Genomic DNA, 16275 nt, shown 5'->3' with positions numbered 1-16275 from the left:
GTGCCTCACGCTCTTGCGGATGGAATGGTAGCTTTGCGTCCTAATTGCGGTCGTCTATGCGCATGCGCACCAACCCCTAAAGCTGCTATTGACTTAACGGGATCAGTGCGGCCTACCGTTCTCAGCCTTACCGAGTTGAAATTAGATGGTTCTTGGTACAGTCAATCGACCTCGCCATCAACGGCCACGTCTGGCGCGAGCGAGATAGCACTCGTGCGGCGAAAGGAGCGATAGCGATGGTCAAGCTTGCCCATTGGTGCACCTTCGCAGACACTCAAGTCGGCCCGCACAACTTGCGCGTGCTAACCGGCACTGCCGCGCAACTTGCCTTCGGCATAGACGCGACTGCCGCAGCCATTCCAGGACATTATGCGTCCGAAGAGCATGTAGCGCGGGTTCTGCGGCTACTCGGCAAGCCGGCCGCAGCAGCGATGATCGAGCAGAAGCTCCCCACAACCAAGTCGATGCGCTCGGGGGACCTTGGCGAGATATTTGCGACTGAATGGATCGCCGCCGAGGGCACCTATCAGGTTCCGGTCAAGCGGCTACGGTGGAAGGATCACCGCAACATGGCGATGCGCGGCGAGGATGTAATCGGCATCGCGCAGGATCCGGCGACCTTGCAGCTCACTTTCCTGAAGACCGAAGCCAAGAGCCGGGCGAACCTGACCGAGCAAGTCGTTACGCAGGCGCGTGCCGGCCTCGACAAAGACGCGGGCCTGCCCTCCGGGCACGCGTTGAGCTATATTTCGGCCCGCCTCGTTGAGCACGGAAATCACGCGCTCGCCGACGCGATCGACAATACGACCTTTCAGCTCGGCATTCAGCCGCAGTCGGTCCGGCATCTGCTCTTCACCTTTTCCGGCAATGCGCCGGACGGTATACTGACTAATGGGCTGCAAACCTATGCGGGCGGCTATTCGCAGTGGAGCGTGGGGCTGCGCATCGATGGCCATCCCGCTTTCGTCGCCGCCGTCTATGATCGCGTGATCGACAATGCCAACCACCCCTGATGCGATCCGTGCCGCGGTCGAACTTGCGGCGACCGCCGGCTTTCGCGGGCGGCTGATCGCGCGCGGTCAGGCGCGGGCAATGATCTGGCGCGACGGGGTGCTGCCGCCCGGCGCGCCGCCTTTTTCGCCCCAGTTGAGCTACGATCTCACCACCTATGCCTATGCGCTATTCGACCTCGGTCTGCGCAATCGGGAAATGGAAGGCGACCCGGCGGTTTCCCGGTCCGCCTTCGAGCAGGCCGCGGTGGCGCTCGAGTCAGTCATCGCAAAGGGCGATAGAGCCAGCGCGGAGCGCGACTTTCACTTCGTCATGGCGGCTTGCGCCTATCACCTCGCGCAACTTTCGGCGCGTGCCTTCTCGCTGCTCAGCATCGTCGCTGCGGACAATAACTTTTCGCGCCTCGAACGCGCCGTGGGTCTCCTGATACGGCGCGATTTCACAACGCTCGAAGCCGAAGTCATCAGGTTCAAGGCGTCCGGCGCCGCGACCGATGAGCGGCTTGCCGCTGGCATTGCGGCGGCTGTCGACGCGGCCGACCTCATCGGGGTGGCCGCAGATGGCAACGACATGCTGATCGACGGCGTCGACCTGGCGCTGACCGACCAACTCTACGGAGCGATCGCGACCTATCTGCTGGCGCTCGAACGCGGCGACGCCTCGCTGGTTGAGCAATGCCTCGCGATGCTGCGTGACGGAGTGCGCGCCGCCGCCGACCTCAACCTAGTTCCACAATGGTGGGCGTTCCGTGCGGCAATCCACCTGCTGCGCGATCTGTGGGAGAGTACTTTCCATCGCTTGGTGCCGATTGAACCGGCTGGCGGAGCCGCGCCAGACTGGAAAAGGCTGCGAACCCTTTTTCTCGCCTCACTGCTAAGGCGGCCGCGCGCCGAGGTCGATCTTTGGCCTTCACAGATCGATGCCGCAGGGCGCGCGGCAGATCAGCTGGACGACCTCGTCGTCTCGCTGCCAACGAGCGCGGGAAAGACGCGGATCGCCGAGCTTTGCATTCTGCGCTGCCTCGCTGGAGGCAAGCGCGTCATGTTCGTAACGCCGCTGCGCGCGCTTTCGGCGCAAACCGAAGCGACTCTGCAACGCACGTTCGGCCCCTTGGGCAAGACCATTTCCGCGCTTTACGGCAGCATAGGCGATAGCGGCCTCGATGAGGATGCCATTCGCCAGCGGAACATCGTAGTTGCGACACCTGAGAAGCTCGATTTCGCGCTCCGCAATGATCCGGGCCTCCTCGACGATGTCGGCCTATTGATCTTCGACGAGGGTCACATGATCGGCCTCAACGAACGCGAAGTCCGCTACGAGGTACAGGTGCAACGCCTGCTGAAGCGCGCCGATGCCGCGACGCGCCGCATAGTTTGCCTGTCGGCGATCCTGCCTGACGGACCGCAGCTCGAGGATTTTGCCGACTGGTTGCGCCGCGATGCGCCGGGCGAGTTGATCAAGAGCGCTTGGCGCCCGACCAGGCTGCGGTTCGGCGAGGTCGTGTGGAACGGCCAGACTGCCAGACTCAACTTGCGCGTCGGCGAGGAACGCCCATGGGTGCCGACATATCTGACTGGCGCCCCCCCGCCCAACTGGGTGCCGCCCAAGCGGCAACGCACGCGGCTTTTCCCTGATGATCAGCGCGAGCTGTGCCTCGCTACCGCGTGGCGGCTCGTTAGCGACGGCCAGACGGTGCTGGTTTATTGCCCTGAGCGACGTAGCGTTGAACCCTTCGCCGAGGTCATCGTTGATCTCCATGAACGCGGCGCGCTGACATCTTTGCTGGTCGATGACCCCAACCGGCTCAACATCGCGCTGGCGCTCGGAGCCGAATGGCTTGGCACCGACCACGCCATCCTCAAATGCCTGCGGCTCGGGGTCGCGTTGCACCATGGCGCGCTACCGACCGCCTATCGCAAAGAGATCGAGCGGCTTTTGCGCGAAGGCATATTGAAGGTAACCATCTCCTCGCCCACGCTTGCGCAGGGGCTCAATCTCTCGGCGACCGCGCTTATTATGTTCGCGCTGCACCGCGCCGGCGAGCGTATCGAAGCGTCCGAGTTCAAGAACGTCATCGGACGTGCTGGGCGCGCCTATATCGATGTCGAGGGGCTCGTTCTCTATCCGATGTTCGGCAACGTCGCCCGTAAGCGGCAGGCGTGGGAGGGCTTGCTCGACGACCTTGGCCAGCGTGACATGGAAAGCGGCTTGGTCCGGCTGGTAGTTGAACTGCTCAAGCGGCTGCACGCCTTGCACGGTGGCGATGTGACCCAGCTCGTCGAATATGTCGCCAACAACGCTGCCGCCTGGACGTTTCCGGAAGTTGCGGGAGAATCACCGACGGCGCGAGAACGCGCTCTCGCGGCGTGGGAGGAGCAACTTGCGATGCTCGACACCGCGGTGCTGAGCCTCATCGGCGAATTCGATGTCGCCGACGCCGACATCGCGGCCACGCTCGATACGGTACTGCAGTCGTCGCTGTGGCATCGCCGCCTCCAGCGGTTGAGCGACGTCAGCCAGACCGCGCTCACTAAGATGCTCGAGTCACGGGCACGGGTGATATGGGCGCAATCGACCGCAGCACAGCGCCGGGGCTATTTTCTCGCCGGGCTAGGCCTCAAGTCCGGTCACGCCCTCGACGCGATCGCGCCCCAGACCAATGAGTTGCTGGTCACAGCCAACGCGGCATTGCTCGTCGGGGATCAGAATCGCGCGATCGATACGATCACCTCCATTGCCGAGCTGGTATTCCCGTTCCATCCGTTCACACCCGATCCGTTGCCCGGCAACTGGCGGCTGATTTTGCGCGCTTGGCTGCTTGGGGAGCCGCTCGGCGCGATCGGTGGCGAGCCAAGCGAGACGCTCCGCTTCGTTGAGGGCGGCCTTGTCTACCGGCTGCCATGGGCAATGGAGTCGATTCGCGTCCGCGCAACTGCCAACGACGATCTTGTCGGCGATTTTCAGCTTGACGACCATGAGCTGGGCCTCGCTGTCCCGGCGGTAGAAACCGGCACGATGGTCCGCTCGGCGTCGTTGCTGATTCAGGCGGGATTCAACTCGCGGGTGGCGGCGATCAAAGTCATCCAGGATACCGGCGCGACCTTTTCGTCTGGGGACCAGCTGCGAACCTGGTTGCGGTCGCCGGGTGTCGCGGAGTGGAGTGCATTACCGGACTGGCCGACCGCCGAAACCAAGCCGATGTGGCTCGAATTCCTTTACGGGTTCGTGCCCGTGGACAGCCGTACTTGGTCCGAGCGGCGGTTCTACGCCAATGTGCAATGGGCGGGCGTTCCACCAGCGCCCGGCGCTGCAGTTCGGGCCCATCATATCGACGGACAACCGTGGATCGTCTCGGCAGCTGGCGACAGGCTGGGAATCATGCAGGCACCGCTCAATCCGGAGCGGCGGGGGCTGGCCCGGGTGGACGTGAGCGACCAGGCCGACCGTGTCGACATAAGCTATCTTGGGCCCGAGGATCTCTGGACACTCTAGCAACTAGTCGCGTCTCGGCCATGAGCTTGACAGGCGCAGTGGGACATTTCGGCGATCTGCGGAACCATGAGGTAAAAACTTTGAACCCCACCGGCGCTGCTGCGGGCGGGGGATGTCTGCTTCCACCAACGCTGTAGCGGGTCAGATCGCAATCGTGTTGAATGCCTGAGCTGCGTAGAGAAGACGCTAAGGCTCGCAGACGCTGGATTTACTGTCTTTCCAGCTTCACCGCTCCCCGAAAGTGAGTCCGCTTTCACGCTTTGGCTTACCAAAGCGGCCAGTCGGCTCATGGCCCAATTCCAGATATCGCCGCTGCGCTATTGGCGTCACTACGTATCGCCTCGACGACCGGCGAATTCAGCGGACTATCCGGACTCACTAGCCTGAAAGCCCCCGTTACCACGTTGGCAGGCAATATCGCTGCTGTGGCAGTGCGGTCATAGTAGTTCCGGGCCATCGTTGATTGAAAGAATGGTAGGAGTTCGCCAAGTCCTTGTGATATTGGACAATGATGCGCGCCCTTCAGGCTCAGTTCTTGGATGTTGACGATCTCTTGCGAGAGGCCGCGCAGGGAAGGTTGCGGGGCCACGGTTCTATCATGATTGAGAGCTCGGGTCGCATCGGTCCGCTCATTGAGTTGCTGGCAGGTGCTCAGCAATTCCCGCGCGAGTACGAATCTATTTCGTTCGCGGGGGCGTTCGCTTCTCACGTTCGTGAGGCATGGGCGACGGGTCAGCCGTTCGGCGGTGGTTTTAGCGATCAGGCAGGAGCCTTCCCACTTCCTCTTATAAATCCTGTAGAGACCAGTGATCCGGTCTGGCAGCAATGGCTGCTCCACGCGGAGAATGCCGCGAAGAATCGGGGTTTTCCCGCCGGGCTCGTTGCGTCGCTCATCGGGGCGATGGGTGAGATGCAGGACAATGTCTACGAGCATAGTGGCGCAGCCCACACGGGGCTTGTCGCCTATGCCGTTACGGATCACTCCTTCGAGTTTGTCGTGGCGGATCGCGGCATGGGTGTGTTGGAGACGCTACGGCAAAATCCTGACTACGCGCATCTGCCGGATGCAGGGGCAGCGCTGGCCGAGGCCATCAAAACCGGTGTGTCGCGTTTTCCTTCGGCAAGTGGACGTGGGCAGGGATTCGTACAGCTTTGCCGGTCCATGGTGACTGACCGAGCGGAGCTTCGCTTCCGCTCTGGCGATCACGCGCTCATGCTTTGCCCGACGCATGATCCCCTCAATGGCGATCAGCGACTAAGTCATACGTCAGCCCTCGCGGGCCTGACGATCAGCGCGATTTGGCGCGCGGAAGCCCTCTGACGCAGCGCCGCGCCGTTTTTCGGCGTGCGTGCGCGCCAGAATGATGTGGTGACTGTGGAGCGCCGCGACGTTCTGCTGCAACAACGCATCGATCGGCGCGCCAGGCGGGGTGGGATGCTTGTGCCATACCAACTTCCCATCATGCCGGAATTGCGCCTCCTGCCGGCAGCGGGTCTTGGTGAAGGCGTCGGTATCGATCATCGTCACCGATGCAAAAGCTGCCCGCAGCGGTTCGAGCGCGCGCATGCCGCCACGAACCACCAACCCCAACGGTTGCGGGACGCGGGCGGCAAGCGCGGTCAGCTGCGCCACATGCCAATCCAGCCGTTCGCCACGGCCAGCGCCAGTCGCAAACTCGAAGGCCAAATACTGGATCTCTGGGCGCTGGGCGATCAACTTGCCCCAGCGCTCGTAATCCCGTTCTGTACGCGCATTGGGATGCAAGGCGGTCGGCAGCCCTGCCTGCATCATCTCAATCGTCGCTACCAGGATACGCTTCATGGCATGCAAGTTATCGGTGCGTGGCACATCGGTCAGCACGCTGAAATTGGGAGGCGTGATCAGCGCGATGTCGAGGGCTGCCAGCTGCTGAAGCATGGCAGGCCTGTCTTTTGCCGCCCAGTAGCGCTCTATCTTCCTGTCCCGCGCCACCCCGGAAACCACCAGCCGGGCATTCGGGTCAATACCGAATTTCTGGCTCAACGCCGCGCGGTCGGGATAGCGAAGCGTGCCCGCGTCGATGTCCAAAAGCGTATAGAGCGGCAGCGCCACAATCGGAGAATTGAGCGTGCCGACACGCGCGGTGGCATGATCGATCAACGGGACCATCGGCGGCAGTGCCTCGATGGGCACGACTTGAGCCCGGGGCACGTTCACGAACTCCAGCCCACCGACTTCCCTCAAGCGTTCCACAAACTGCTTCGGCTTGACTCGGCAAACAAGGTCACAGGTATCCTTGTCCTTGCAGCGGCAGTAATCGCCGCAGTCGAAGAAGCTGGCACCATTATGGACACCACCGCAGATAGGGCGGTCAACACAGGTCACACAGCCCAACGAACAAGGCATGGTCGCGGCATCGTCCCACAGACTCTGCGCATTGCGCACGAGGCGGGGCAGCGAGTGGTTGTTGGCATTCTTCATTGCAAACGAAGCTCCGCGCTGTTGCCGAACAGACTGACCCGTTCGACGATCCCAAGGGCGACACCGCCGCATTCGGTAATGGATGTGTGCATGTCGGATGGCAGGCCATTCACCACGCCAATGCGGCTTTGCCCCCGACACACCATGGCGTTGCCAGACCCGCACTGCACCACCAGCTCGTCGCCAGCCTGCACGCTCATGCCGGGGTCGATGTCCGCCGTAATGGTGCGCTGCTGCGCCCCAAACTGAACATCGAACAGCCCCGGTTCCTTGAGCCGGTCCACGCCATTGTTCCAGCGCTTGCGCCAAGGCTGGCCGGACTGTTCGCGGATAAAATCAGCACCCATCAGATCGCCTCCATTACAGGGCTAAACAGCTTGGCTTTACCGTGGCGCACTTCCTTTAGCATGCCCTTGGCGGACAGCGTCGCCAGCCGGTTGTTCCATGCGGTCGTGCCGATCTTGTCGTCGGGGCGGAGCTTGGCGAGGTCCGGCGCGGAAATCGGATAATGCGCGGCGATAAGTTGAATGGTGTTCATCTGCCCGGAGTCCAGCTCGCCGAGGATGTGCGGATCGGTGGTTGTGCCGTCCGTGTCGAGTGTGCATGCCCAAATGGCGTCGTTGCGACCACGAAGGTAGGTCGCAAGCTCTTCCTCGATGGTCGCATTGGCATTGGCGACTACCGGATAGATCATGCCCGCCGCGTTGCGGCAAAAGTCGCGGAAGCCCATGACAGCCTCACGAAGAAACGACCCCGTCGCGATGTCGACCTTGGCAAAATCGAGGAATGCGAGGGTGGGCTCGGACACCGGCATCGTTTTCTCGATCAGCTGGGCAAGCATCTGCCGTCCCATGGCGCTACCAGCCAGCGTTGTGCTGCCAGCGGGGTTGGCCAGCATCGGGTATTGAATCATTTCACAATCCTCACTCATAAAAGTGAGATAGATGAGTTGCAACGATCCGTCAAGGGTCTCTACGAGAGCTTCGCGTGTGCTGTGGACGGGTCAGGCAGGCCACTGAACCACCGTCCAAGCCCTCGGGCGGTCATGCGACCAACCCCATCATCGCATTTCTGGTAAATACGAGCATCACAAAGGGATGTCTCTAAGCAAGCGAGATGAGGGCTGGGATCATATGTGCTACAAATTAGAAGGTCCGGCTGCTCCCCAGCGCGCACACAAGCCGATAGTCAGCTATGGACCCACAACCAGTCAGGCCGCTAGCAACAGCTCGATCCGTTCGACTTCCTGTGCGAATTCGAATCGCAACTGATCGCGCTCATTCTCCGGCAACCAGTTCGCCATCTGCGGAAAGACGACCTTGTGATACTTCAGGGTCTGCTCGTCCCATGGGCATTGGTCCTTGGCACTTCGGGCTTCGGCCAATACTTCCTGCAATTCGCGGCGTACTTCGTCACGATCGGGCTCATAGGACGGCGCGGGCGCGGAATCGCCGAGATCCAGACCCATTTGGGCCGGTCCACCGAACAGATCGCCAGTTTCTTCCGCCATTTACTTATCCAAAGCCGTTGCGGGCATCGCTCGCCCTGTGCCAGATGACAATATGAACTGGAGGTAACGGGTGACGCAAGCCAACACCATCGAAAAGGCTGTGGGAGAATTTGGCGCTTCGGCCAGTGCGAAGCTGGCTGGTGGTGACGGCCAGCCGGAAGACCAGCTGCGCGCACCGCTTGAAGCTCTGTTCGCGCAGATTGCAGCGATCCTCAATCCTGCGGTGAAGAATCTCGTGATGACCGGGGAAACCTCGCTCGCAGAATTGCGCACCCGGCCCGACTATGCGGTGAAGGTCAACAATGCCCTGGTCGGCTTCATCGAAGTGAAAGCTCCGGGCAAGGGGGCCGATCCACGCAAGTGGAAGACCGGCCATGACAAGGAGCAATGGGATAAGCTGAAGGCGCTGCCCAACCTGCTCTACACTGACGGCGACAGCTTTTCGCTTTGGCGCGATGGGGCGCTGGTCGGGCAGATAGTCCACCTCGATGGCGGGGTCGAACATGCGGGCGCAAAGCTCACCGCGCCGCAAGTGTTTCTGCCTCTGCTGAACGATTTCCTGACGTGGAAACCGATCGCTCCAAAGGGTGCGAACGAGCTGGCCCGCGTCTCCGCGCGTCTGTGCCGCTTCCTGCGCGACGAAGTGCTCGAACAGCTCAATGCTTCGGAGAAGAACGCCAAGCTGACGGACCTCAAGGACGATTGGAAAGCGCTGCTGTTCCCCGATGCGGATGACGACAAGTTCGCTGATGGTTACGCACAGGCGGTCACCTTCGGGCTGCTCATGGCGAAGTCGAAAGACATGTCGCTCGAAGGCGGGCTGGATCATGTGGCCAAGGAGCTGGGCAAGGCCAATACGTTAATCGGCACGGCGCTGCGGCTGCTGACCGAGCAGGATCTCAACCTTGGCCCCGCGCTCGACACGCTGACCCGCGTGCTCGATGAGGTTTCGTGGGCCAAGGTGTCGAAGGGCGATCCCGAGGCCTGGCTCTATTTTTACGAGAACTTCCTTGAGGTTTACGACAACAGGCTGCGCAAGCTGACCGGCAGCTACTATACCCCGCCGGAAGTGGTGCGCACGATGGTGCGGCTGTGCGACGAGGCGCTGAAAAGCCAGCGCTTTGGAATCGCCGATGGGCTGGCCGGCAAGGACGTGCATATCGTCGATCCTGCCACCGGATCGGGCACGTTCCTTCTCGGCACGATTGAGCGGATCAAAGCCACCATTGAGGCGAACCATGGTGGTCCCGGCGCGGTAGCGCCGATGATGGAAGATGTCGCCGGGCGACTGATCGGCTTCGAATTGCAGTTCGGCGCGTTCGCTGTGGCGCAGCTTCGCCTACTGGCGGAAATGCTGGAAATTGGCGCAGACGCTACACCGCGCCTGTTCGTTACCGATACCCTGGGCGATCCCTACGCCGATATCGAAAGCGGACAGGGAATCTACCGCGAGATTTCCAAGTCGCGAACCGAGGCCAACAAGGTCAAGCGAAGCGAGCCGATCACCGTGGTGATCGGCAACCCGCCTTACAAGGAAAAGGCCAAGGGCAAGGGTGCGTGGATCGAGAGCGGCAACAAGAACAAGGGTGCGCCACTCAACGACTGGCAGCCACCCAAGGCGTGGAAGATTGGGACGCATGCAAAGCACCTCCGCAACCTCTACATCTACTTCTGGCGTTGGGCAGCGTGGAAGGTTTTCGAGCAAGGCGCGGGCGGGCGCGACAAGCAGCCGCCGGTCGGAGAAAAGCTCGCCGGGATGGTCTGCTACATCACCGTTTCTGGCTTCCTCAACGGCCCTGGTTTCCAGAAGATGCGCGCCGATCTGCGCAGCCAGTGCGACGATATCTGGGTGATCGATTGTTCGCCTGAAGGGCATCAGCCGGAAGTGGCGACACGCATATTCCAAGGTGTGCAGCACCCGGTCTGCATTGTGCTCGCTAGCCGTTCACGCACACCTGGCGAAGGTGCTGCAAGAGTGCGCTACCGTGCGCTGGCCAAAGGGCGGCGTGAGGAGAAATTCGCTGAGCTGAAAACAGTCACGCTTGGTGACAAGGGATGGAGCGATTGTCCGTCCGATGCACGTGCGCCGTTCCTTCCAGAACTGCGCGAAGGTTGGGGAGCGTTTGCGCCACTCGACTCTGTGATCGACGATTGCGGATCGGGCGTGATGCCCGGCCGCACATGGATCATCGCACCTGACGAAGTGTCGCTGAAGCAACGTTGGAAACGGTTGATCGACGAGTCCAAGGCTGAGAAGCGTGCAATGCTGTTCCAGCCCCATATGCGCAACGGGAAGCCCGGTGATCGCCATATAGGGAAGTCCGGCAAGGCACTGTGGTGGCCACAACGTGAATTGCTCACTTCGGTGGAAGACGCCCCGAAGCAGGTCGATCATGATGTCGAGAAGCTGCGCGTTCTGGCGCGTCGCGCTCTCGCAGGTGAGGCTCCCATTCGATACGGTTTCCGTTCTTTTGACCGCCAATTCATCTTGCCAGATGCGCGTGTCATCAACCAGCCAAACCCCGGATTGTGGGAAAACCACAGCGACAAGCAAATCTATTTTTCTGCGCTCATGGCGCACAGCCCGAAGTCAGGGCCAGCGATCTCAACAACAGCACTGATTCCGGACCTTCACCAATACAAGGGATCGTTTGGTGGCCGCGTGTTCGCCCTCTGGAAGAACGCCGATGCAACCGAATCCAATGTCTCTCCCGCCGTCGTCGCGCTGCTGGCCAAGGCATTCGGTGCACCGGTCGATTCGGTCGATGTCTTCGCCTATGTCGCCGCGCTGCTCGCTCACCCGGCTTACACCTCTAGCTTTGCCGACGATCTCATCCGTCCCGGCCTGCGTGTCCCTCTGACCGCCGATGCGGCGCTGTTCGCCGAAGCTGCAAAGCTGGGTCGCGAAGTGGTCCGGCTGCACACCTTCGGCGAACGCTTCGCCACCGAAGACCCGCCACAGCCTCCCCGAGTGGCGAACAATGGCCCGGTCATCCCCAAGGACGGCGCAATCCCTTCGACGCCAGAGGGCTTCCCTGACACGCTGGACTACGATGCGGCAAAGCGCCGCCTGCTGGTCGGCACGGGCTTTATCGACAACGTCCCGCCCGCAGTCTGGGCCTATGAGGTTTCGGGCAAGCAGGTGCTGCGTCAGTGGTTCAGCTATCGCCGGAAGGACCGCGAACGCCCCCTGATCGGCGACAAGCGCCCTCCGTCCCCGCTCGGCGATATCCAGCCCGACCGCTGGCAGCCCGAATACACCAGCGAACTGATCAACGTGCTCAACGTTCTGGCGCTGTTGGTCGAACTGGAACCCAAGCAGGCAGACTTGCTCAAGCGTATCTGCGACGGCCCGCTCATCCCGGCGAGCAAACTATAGCAATGTGCACATGGCGATGTTGCTTGCGGCGACTGGCAAGATCGTAGCGAACTGAAACGATAAAGGACAGTTGGCAACCGGCCTCGGTCTCGCCATCATCGCCCGCGCGGATGAATGCCCGGTTTCGACGACGCAGACATGATCCGGGAATGACCGGTATGTCGGTGACTGCGGGTCCACCAACTGTGTCGCCTGAATGTCGGCTTCCTCATTTCCGATGTCATGAACCAATCAAGCAAGGCAATCGCACCAGATTCTGTCGCTAGAGAGTCCTCCCGAACCAGATCACGCGACCAACCACATGCACCTCGGTCCTATCCATGTCGTGCCATGTCGGGTAAGCCGGATTGTCGCTGGCAATGGTGATCTGACGACCGCCTGGCTTAATCGCAATACGCTTCACCACGAGCGCATCATCAGAGCGAAGGACATAGATCCCGTCACGCAGCCGCGAGCCATGATCTGATGCATCGACGAGGACCTCGTCACCGTCGCTTAGCGTCGGCTCCATCGAATCTCCCTTTACCCCGACAATCGAGAGGCTGGCGCTCTTCGCCGACGTCAGGTGTCGCAGCCAGTGCTCGTCGAACCCGAACCGAGTATGCGCAGTCTCGCTAGCGGCGACCGCGCCAAAGCCGGCAGATGCTTCCACATCGAGTACGGGAATTTCAACCATGCCGTCGGTGACCGGATTGGCGGGGCCACCGAGGACCTGTTCATCGACTCCGAAGAAGCAAGCGAGCGTCTTTCGATCCTGGTCATCGAGCTTGCGGGGCGACCCGCGCTTGATGAACTGCTGCACATAGGCAGGGTTGCGGCCGAGCAACCGCGAGATCGAGGCATAGCCATATCCACCCTTGAGGATCAGCCGGTCGAGCTCTTCCCTCACATGTTCCATTCGTCTGCCCTTCAAATCCTGATTGTAGGAATTTTCCTAGACTCGAAGATTTGATCCTAGTAGGAACGAAACGAGAACACAAGGAAATTGCGAGTCGGAGCGAAAGGGATATGACCTTGCTGGAGAAGATCGAAAAGCATCTGAAAGAAAACCATATTTCCGCGACGCGCTTTGGTAGGCGTGCGGTCGGTGATCCCCGGTTCGTCCTCGATCTTAGGATGGGGCGCCGCCCGAGGCGCAGGACGCTGGAAAAGCTCGAATCCTACCTCGCTTCATTCGAGCGATCAGCCATCACGTCGGATAAGGTTACTAGGGAGCCCTGCGCTCTTCCAACTGCTCGAAGAGTTGTGCAACCTCCTGCCAGAGCGTCACATCGCCCCGCAGGTCAAAGTGCTCCAGTTCCTCGATCTTCACCAAAATGAAATCTTCTTGGGCTGCGAATTGATTCCGTTCGACCGGCTGGCCCTCTTTGACCTTGCGAACCAAACTACAAGATGCAGGACCTCGCATTGCCGATGATTTTCAGCTATTTTCTCTGAGAAAAAATGATCCGGAACTGAGGGGAGGGGGCTCTCTGCTCGCGAAGGAGCTAGTGACATGAACGATCAAGGCAAAGTGCCCCCCGAAGGCAAGGAGGACTGGGAAGGCTTTCGCGAGATCGATCGAGCTATCGCGGAAGACCGCCTGACTGCATATTCATGGAAGAAGATCTGGGCTGATCCCTGGGAAAGGCGTGGGATCTACCTGTTCGCGACCTTGTTCATTGGGTTCGTCATATACGTCGTGATCTACGACGGGCTGATCTGAGCTACCATTCCTTGACGTCATCGGCTGCTTCTGCGGAGGCACCCTTCGCATCGCGCGTCTTTCCATCGACATAGCTCTTCACGGTCCCGATCCGTTGATTGCCTAGACGCTGTGCCCGGTCGACTTCGCCAGCGATGTCTTCACGCTCGCTTCCGGGGCCGCTGAGGCTGCCTGGCACACCTCCAATGCGGACCGAACCACGCACGCTGCCAGGACTGGTGACCGAGGGGCGTGCAACAGGCTGCGAAGCTGGAAGGACGAGATCATCGGCGATCTCATCGTTGAGGCGTTCGGCATAGCTCTCGACGAACCGCGCCTGTAGCTGCTGCCCGCGTGCACTCATCTGGAAGTCGATATCGTCGAAGCGAACCTGGCCATAATAGTCGCGGTTGGAATCGATCTCGGCCATCCCCCATTCGCGGTAGGCCTGGCTGAGGTTGAGCGATCCCGCTGCATTGGCGCTCTCGTACCAGCTGGCCTGGTTCTCAAGGCGGCTGGCGATCTCCTCGGAGCGCCGCGCTTCGAGCGTGTAGCTTTGTGCCTCGGTCAGCGAAGTCGTGATGCCTGCGGCATTGCTCGAGACCAGCGCTTCGGAACTCGAGCTTGTCTCGCGAAGGAACCCTTCACGCGTGCTCGACCAGTTACGGCTGTCGGAAAGCTGGCGCAGTGCACCCGTTATGCGCGATCGGTCTTCGGAGGCGATCCCGATATCGCTGTCGGTCCAGCTCTGGTTGCGACCCCCTCCTAGCCCAAGCGTTCCCTTGGTGCCCTTTCGCTCCCCTTTGCCCTCGATTCCCGCATTTCCATTCAGGAACCATGAGACGGTGATGTCGTCGGATGCCCGGCGCGACAGGCCGAACTGCTGCTGGAGCGTCTTGGAGGCGTTGTCGACTTCGCTGAACGCGCTGCCGATGCTGTCGCTGGTCGAGGTGCCGCTCACGGTCTCGTTCGAGCGCGAGCGGGTGTAGGCATCGCGGATCTCGTTGAACCGTGTGACCGCCGAACTGGTCGATTGCTGGGCAAGGTTGGAGTAGGTCTCGCTCTGCCCGCGGCTCTGGCTCGCCATCGTCGACAGCCTGCTCGAGAAATCCTGCCCGAGCGTCGGCGTAAAGGGATAGCTTGAGGTCGGCACAGCCGCGAACTCGGCTTGTGGGAAGCTGGTCGTCTGCGTGCCGCTCTCGCCTATGCCGCGCGTCTGCGCCGCGCCATAGGCGATGCTGGGCGCAAGGGAGCCTTGCGCAAACTGGCGCGAGAACACGTTCGAATTGTCGAGGCTGGTGTTACCGAGCGAGACATTGCCGGTGCTCGCTTCGCGCGCGGCCTCCTCGGCAGCGTTCTGGCTGGGATTGAGGTAGCTGGTCGCCTGGCCCGAGATGGCCATCGCGCCTCTGGCGACGCCTCCTGCAAGGAACGGAATCGATGCCACAAGGTAGCCTGCAAGGATACCGATGTCGTTGTTGACGTCGGTCATCCCGGAGAATGTGGCGAGGGTGAGACCACTGGTGCCGCCCGCCGCTGCGACATCGCCCGCACCCTTCAGCATCAGGATCATGTGGAGGATGACGAACAGCGGCCCCCAGGCGGCAAGGTAGAAGAAGCCCGTCACATAACCCCTCAATGCAATCGGTCCGGTCTTCGGCATCAGGAACAACGGAAAAAGCACCGGGAACAGTGCGTAGAAGACGACCGTCAGCACAACGTTGAGGATCGGCACCCATTTCATGGCGTTATGTGCGATCGAGGAATAGGTCCGCTCCGTCTGGATATCGGCACGGGTCTGCGCAAACACATCCACGCTCGATGTGCCGCTTGCGCCGGCGAAGCCGTGCATCGCCTGGTTCATCGCGTTGATCGTCAGCACCTGGCGAAAGATGGTGCTCGCATCCTTCGAGACCCCGGTGAGATACTGGTAGGCGATCGGCAGGTCGGCCATCAGCTTGGCCTTTGCCAGCGCTTCGGTCTGCCTGGGATAGAGCTGGCGACCGGCAACGAGCGTCATCTCGCCGATCATGTTGGACCATTGGTGGCCGAGCGTGGTGTAGGCTTCGCGGCAGGTCACAATGACGGATGCTACCTCTCCGTTGTCGACATTGCGGATCACGAAGCGCTGGGCGCGCGCTTGGCTTCCCGGACCAATTGTCGTCCAGATGTCGTCCGAATCCGCCAGTTCCTTCATCGAATATCGGCCCAGGAGGATGTCGTAGAAGACGCATTGGCGGACATGTTCGTCGAAATTGGCGGCGAATTCGGGGTCGGCAATCCGCAGGCTCCGTGTCGCTTCGAGCAGGCGCGCGCCATAGATCATGCCGTTCTTCGAATAGTTGAGATCTTCCGGCAGCCCGAACACGGTCTCGGCCGAGCGGGTGAGGTAGTCACCCACCTGGCTGGTGAAACTCGCCATAAGCGCGAGGCCGAGCGGGACATTGGCGACCGTTGCAGGGGCAAGCCCCGGATTGACGCGATCGGTCACCTGCACATCCATCCGCGGCACCATCAGGCACATGTAGATGAGCGTCGCCCCGAGGAACCAGTTGAGCCAGGCGCGCCAGTCCTGGTTGAACGCAACAACGATCACACTTAGCGCCATCCCCATCACCAGCGCGACCTGTATCAGGCTCTTGTAGCCGCCAGCTCCGGTCCAGGCGGCGACAGCGTTGAGGACGTTGACGATGTACTCGCCGCCGCCGGTGGTGAAGATCTCGACCATGGTGTGTTCC

12 protein-coding genes are annotated in these 16275 nt (G+C 61.1%); 5 read left to right on the top strand and 7 right to left on the bottom strand.

What is annotated here, in order from left to right; genetic code table 11:
- Positions 1–236 precede the first annotated feature (236 nt).
- From BUA05_RS06390 to BUA05_RS06380, 3 genes are all read left to right on the top strand, one after another.
- The gene (locus BUA05_RS06390) at positions 237–1013 is read left to right on the top strand and encodes a Hachiman antiphage defense system protein HamA (protein ID WP_072673831.1); all 777 of its coding nucleotides are present in this window, start codon (positions 237–239) and stop codon (positions 1011–1013) included.
- A complete protein-coding gene (locus BUA05_RS06385) occupies positions 997–4503 on the top strand; it encodes a DEAD/DEAH box helicase (protein ID WP_072673830.1) in 3507 nt (1168 codons plus the stop codon). Before BUA05_RS06390 ends, BUA05_RS06385 begins: the two co-directional genes overlap by 17 nt.
- Before the next feature lie 508 nt (positions 4504–5011).
- On the top strand, positions 5012–5824 hold the full coding sequence (locus BUA05_RS06380) for a hypothetical protein (RefSeq protein ID WP_072673829.1): 813 nt from the start codon (positions 5012–5014) through the stop codon (positions 5822–5824).
- Here BUA05_RS06380 and BUA05_RS06375 read toward each other — a convergent pair.
- The 4 genes from BUA05_RS06375 to BUA05_RS06360 form a co-directional block, all read right to left on the bottom strand.
- Complete coding sequence (locus BUA05_RS06375) at positions 5771–6964, bottom strand: hypothetical protein (RefSeq protein ID WP_072673828.1); 1194 nt, start codon at positions 6962–6964, stop codon at positions 5771–5773. The two genes, BUA05_RS06380 and BUA05_RS06375, sit on opposite strands and share 54 nt — an antisense overlap.
- Positions 6961–7311, bottom strand: coding sequence for a hypothetical protein (locus BUA05_RS06370; protein WP_072673827.1), 351 nt, complete (start codon positions 7309–7311; stop codon positions 6961–6963). The genes BUA05_RS06375 and BUA05_RS06370 overlap by 4 nt, the downstream gene beginning before the upstream one ends.
- On the bottom strand, positions 7311–7877 hold the full coding sequence (locus BUA05_RS06365; RefSeq protein WP_084662499.1) for a hypothetical protein: 567 nt from the start codon (positions 7875–7877) through the stop codon (positions 7311–7313). Before BUA05_RS06365 ends, BUA05_RS06370 begins: the two co-directional genes overlap by 1 nt.
- A gap of 297 nt (positions 7878–8174) precedes the next feature.
- Positions 8175–8474, bottom strand: coding sequence for a hypothetical protein (locus BUA05_RS06360; protein WP_072673826.1), 300 nt, complete (start codon positions 8472–8474; stop codon positions 8175–8177).
- 70 nt (positions 8475–8544) lie between these two features.
- Here BUA05_RS06360 and BUA05_RS06355 point away from each other — a divergent pair, with 70 nt between their 5' ends.
- Positions 8545–11853: a type ISP restriction/modification enzyme gene (locus tag BUA05_RS06355; RefSeq protein ID WP_211277611.1), complete on the top strand. Its 3309-nt coding sequence runs from the start codon at positions 8545–8547 to the stop codon at positions 11851–11853.
- Positions 11854–12115: 262 nt separating this feature from the next.
- Here BUA05_RS06355 and BUA05_RS06350 read toward each other — a convergent pair whose 3' ends face one another.
- Positions 12116–12751, bottom strand: a complete 636-nt coding sequence (locus BUA05_RS06350) for a S24 family peptidase (protein WP_072673825.1) — start codon at positions 12749–12751, stop codon at positions 12116–12118.
- Positions 12752–13060: 309 nt separating this feature from the next.
- Positions 13061–13237, bottom strand: a complete 177-nt coding sequence (locus BUA05_RS14725; protein ID WP_158093692.1) for a hypothetical protein — start codon at positions 13235–13237, stop codon at positions 13061–13063.
- Positions 13238–13348: 111 nt separating this feature from the next.
- Here BUA05_RS14725 and BUA05_RS06340 point away from each other — a divergent pair, with 111 nt between their 5' ends.
- Entirely contained in the window at positions 13349–13558 is a 210-nt protein-coding gene (locus BUA05_RS06340; RefSeq protein ID WP_072673823.1) for a hypothetical protein, read from the top strand.
- A 1-nt stretch (position 13559) separates the two neighbouring features.
- Here the strand turns inward: BUA05_RS06340 and BUA05_RS06335 are convergent, their stop codons facing one another.
- Positions 13560–16265 carry a conjugal transfer protein TraG N-terminal domain-containing protein gene (locus tag BUA05_RS06335; RefSeq protein ID WP_072673822.1) on the bottom strand — a complete coding sequence of 902 codons (2706 nt, stop codon included), beginning with the start codon at positions 16263–16265 and terminating at the stop codon, positions 13560–13562.
- Between the last annotated feature and the right edge of the window lie 10 nt (positions 16266–16275).

It is taken from the genome of Erythrobacter sanguineus, from assembly GCF_900143235.1.
GTDB classification, from domain to species: domain Bacteria; phylum Pseudomonadota; class Alphaproteobacteria; order Sphingomonadales; family Sphingomonadaceae; genus Erythrobacter; species Erythrobacter sanguineus.
Note: the sequence above shows the minus strand (reverse complement) of the source record. Positions and strands in the feature narration are given on the sequence as shown.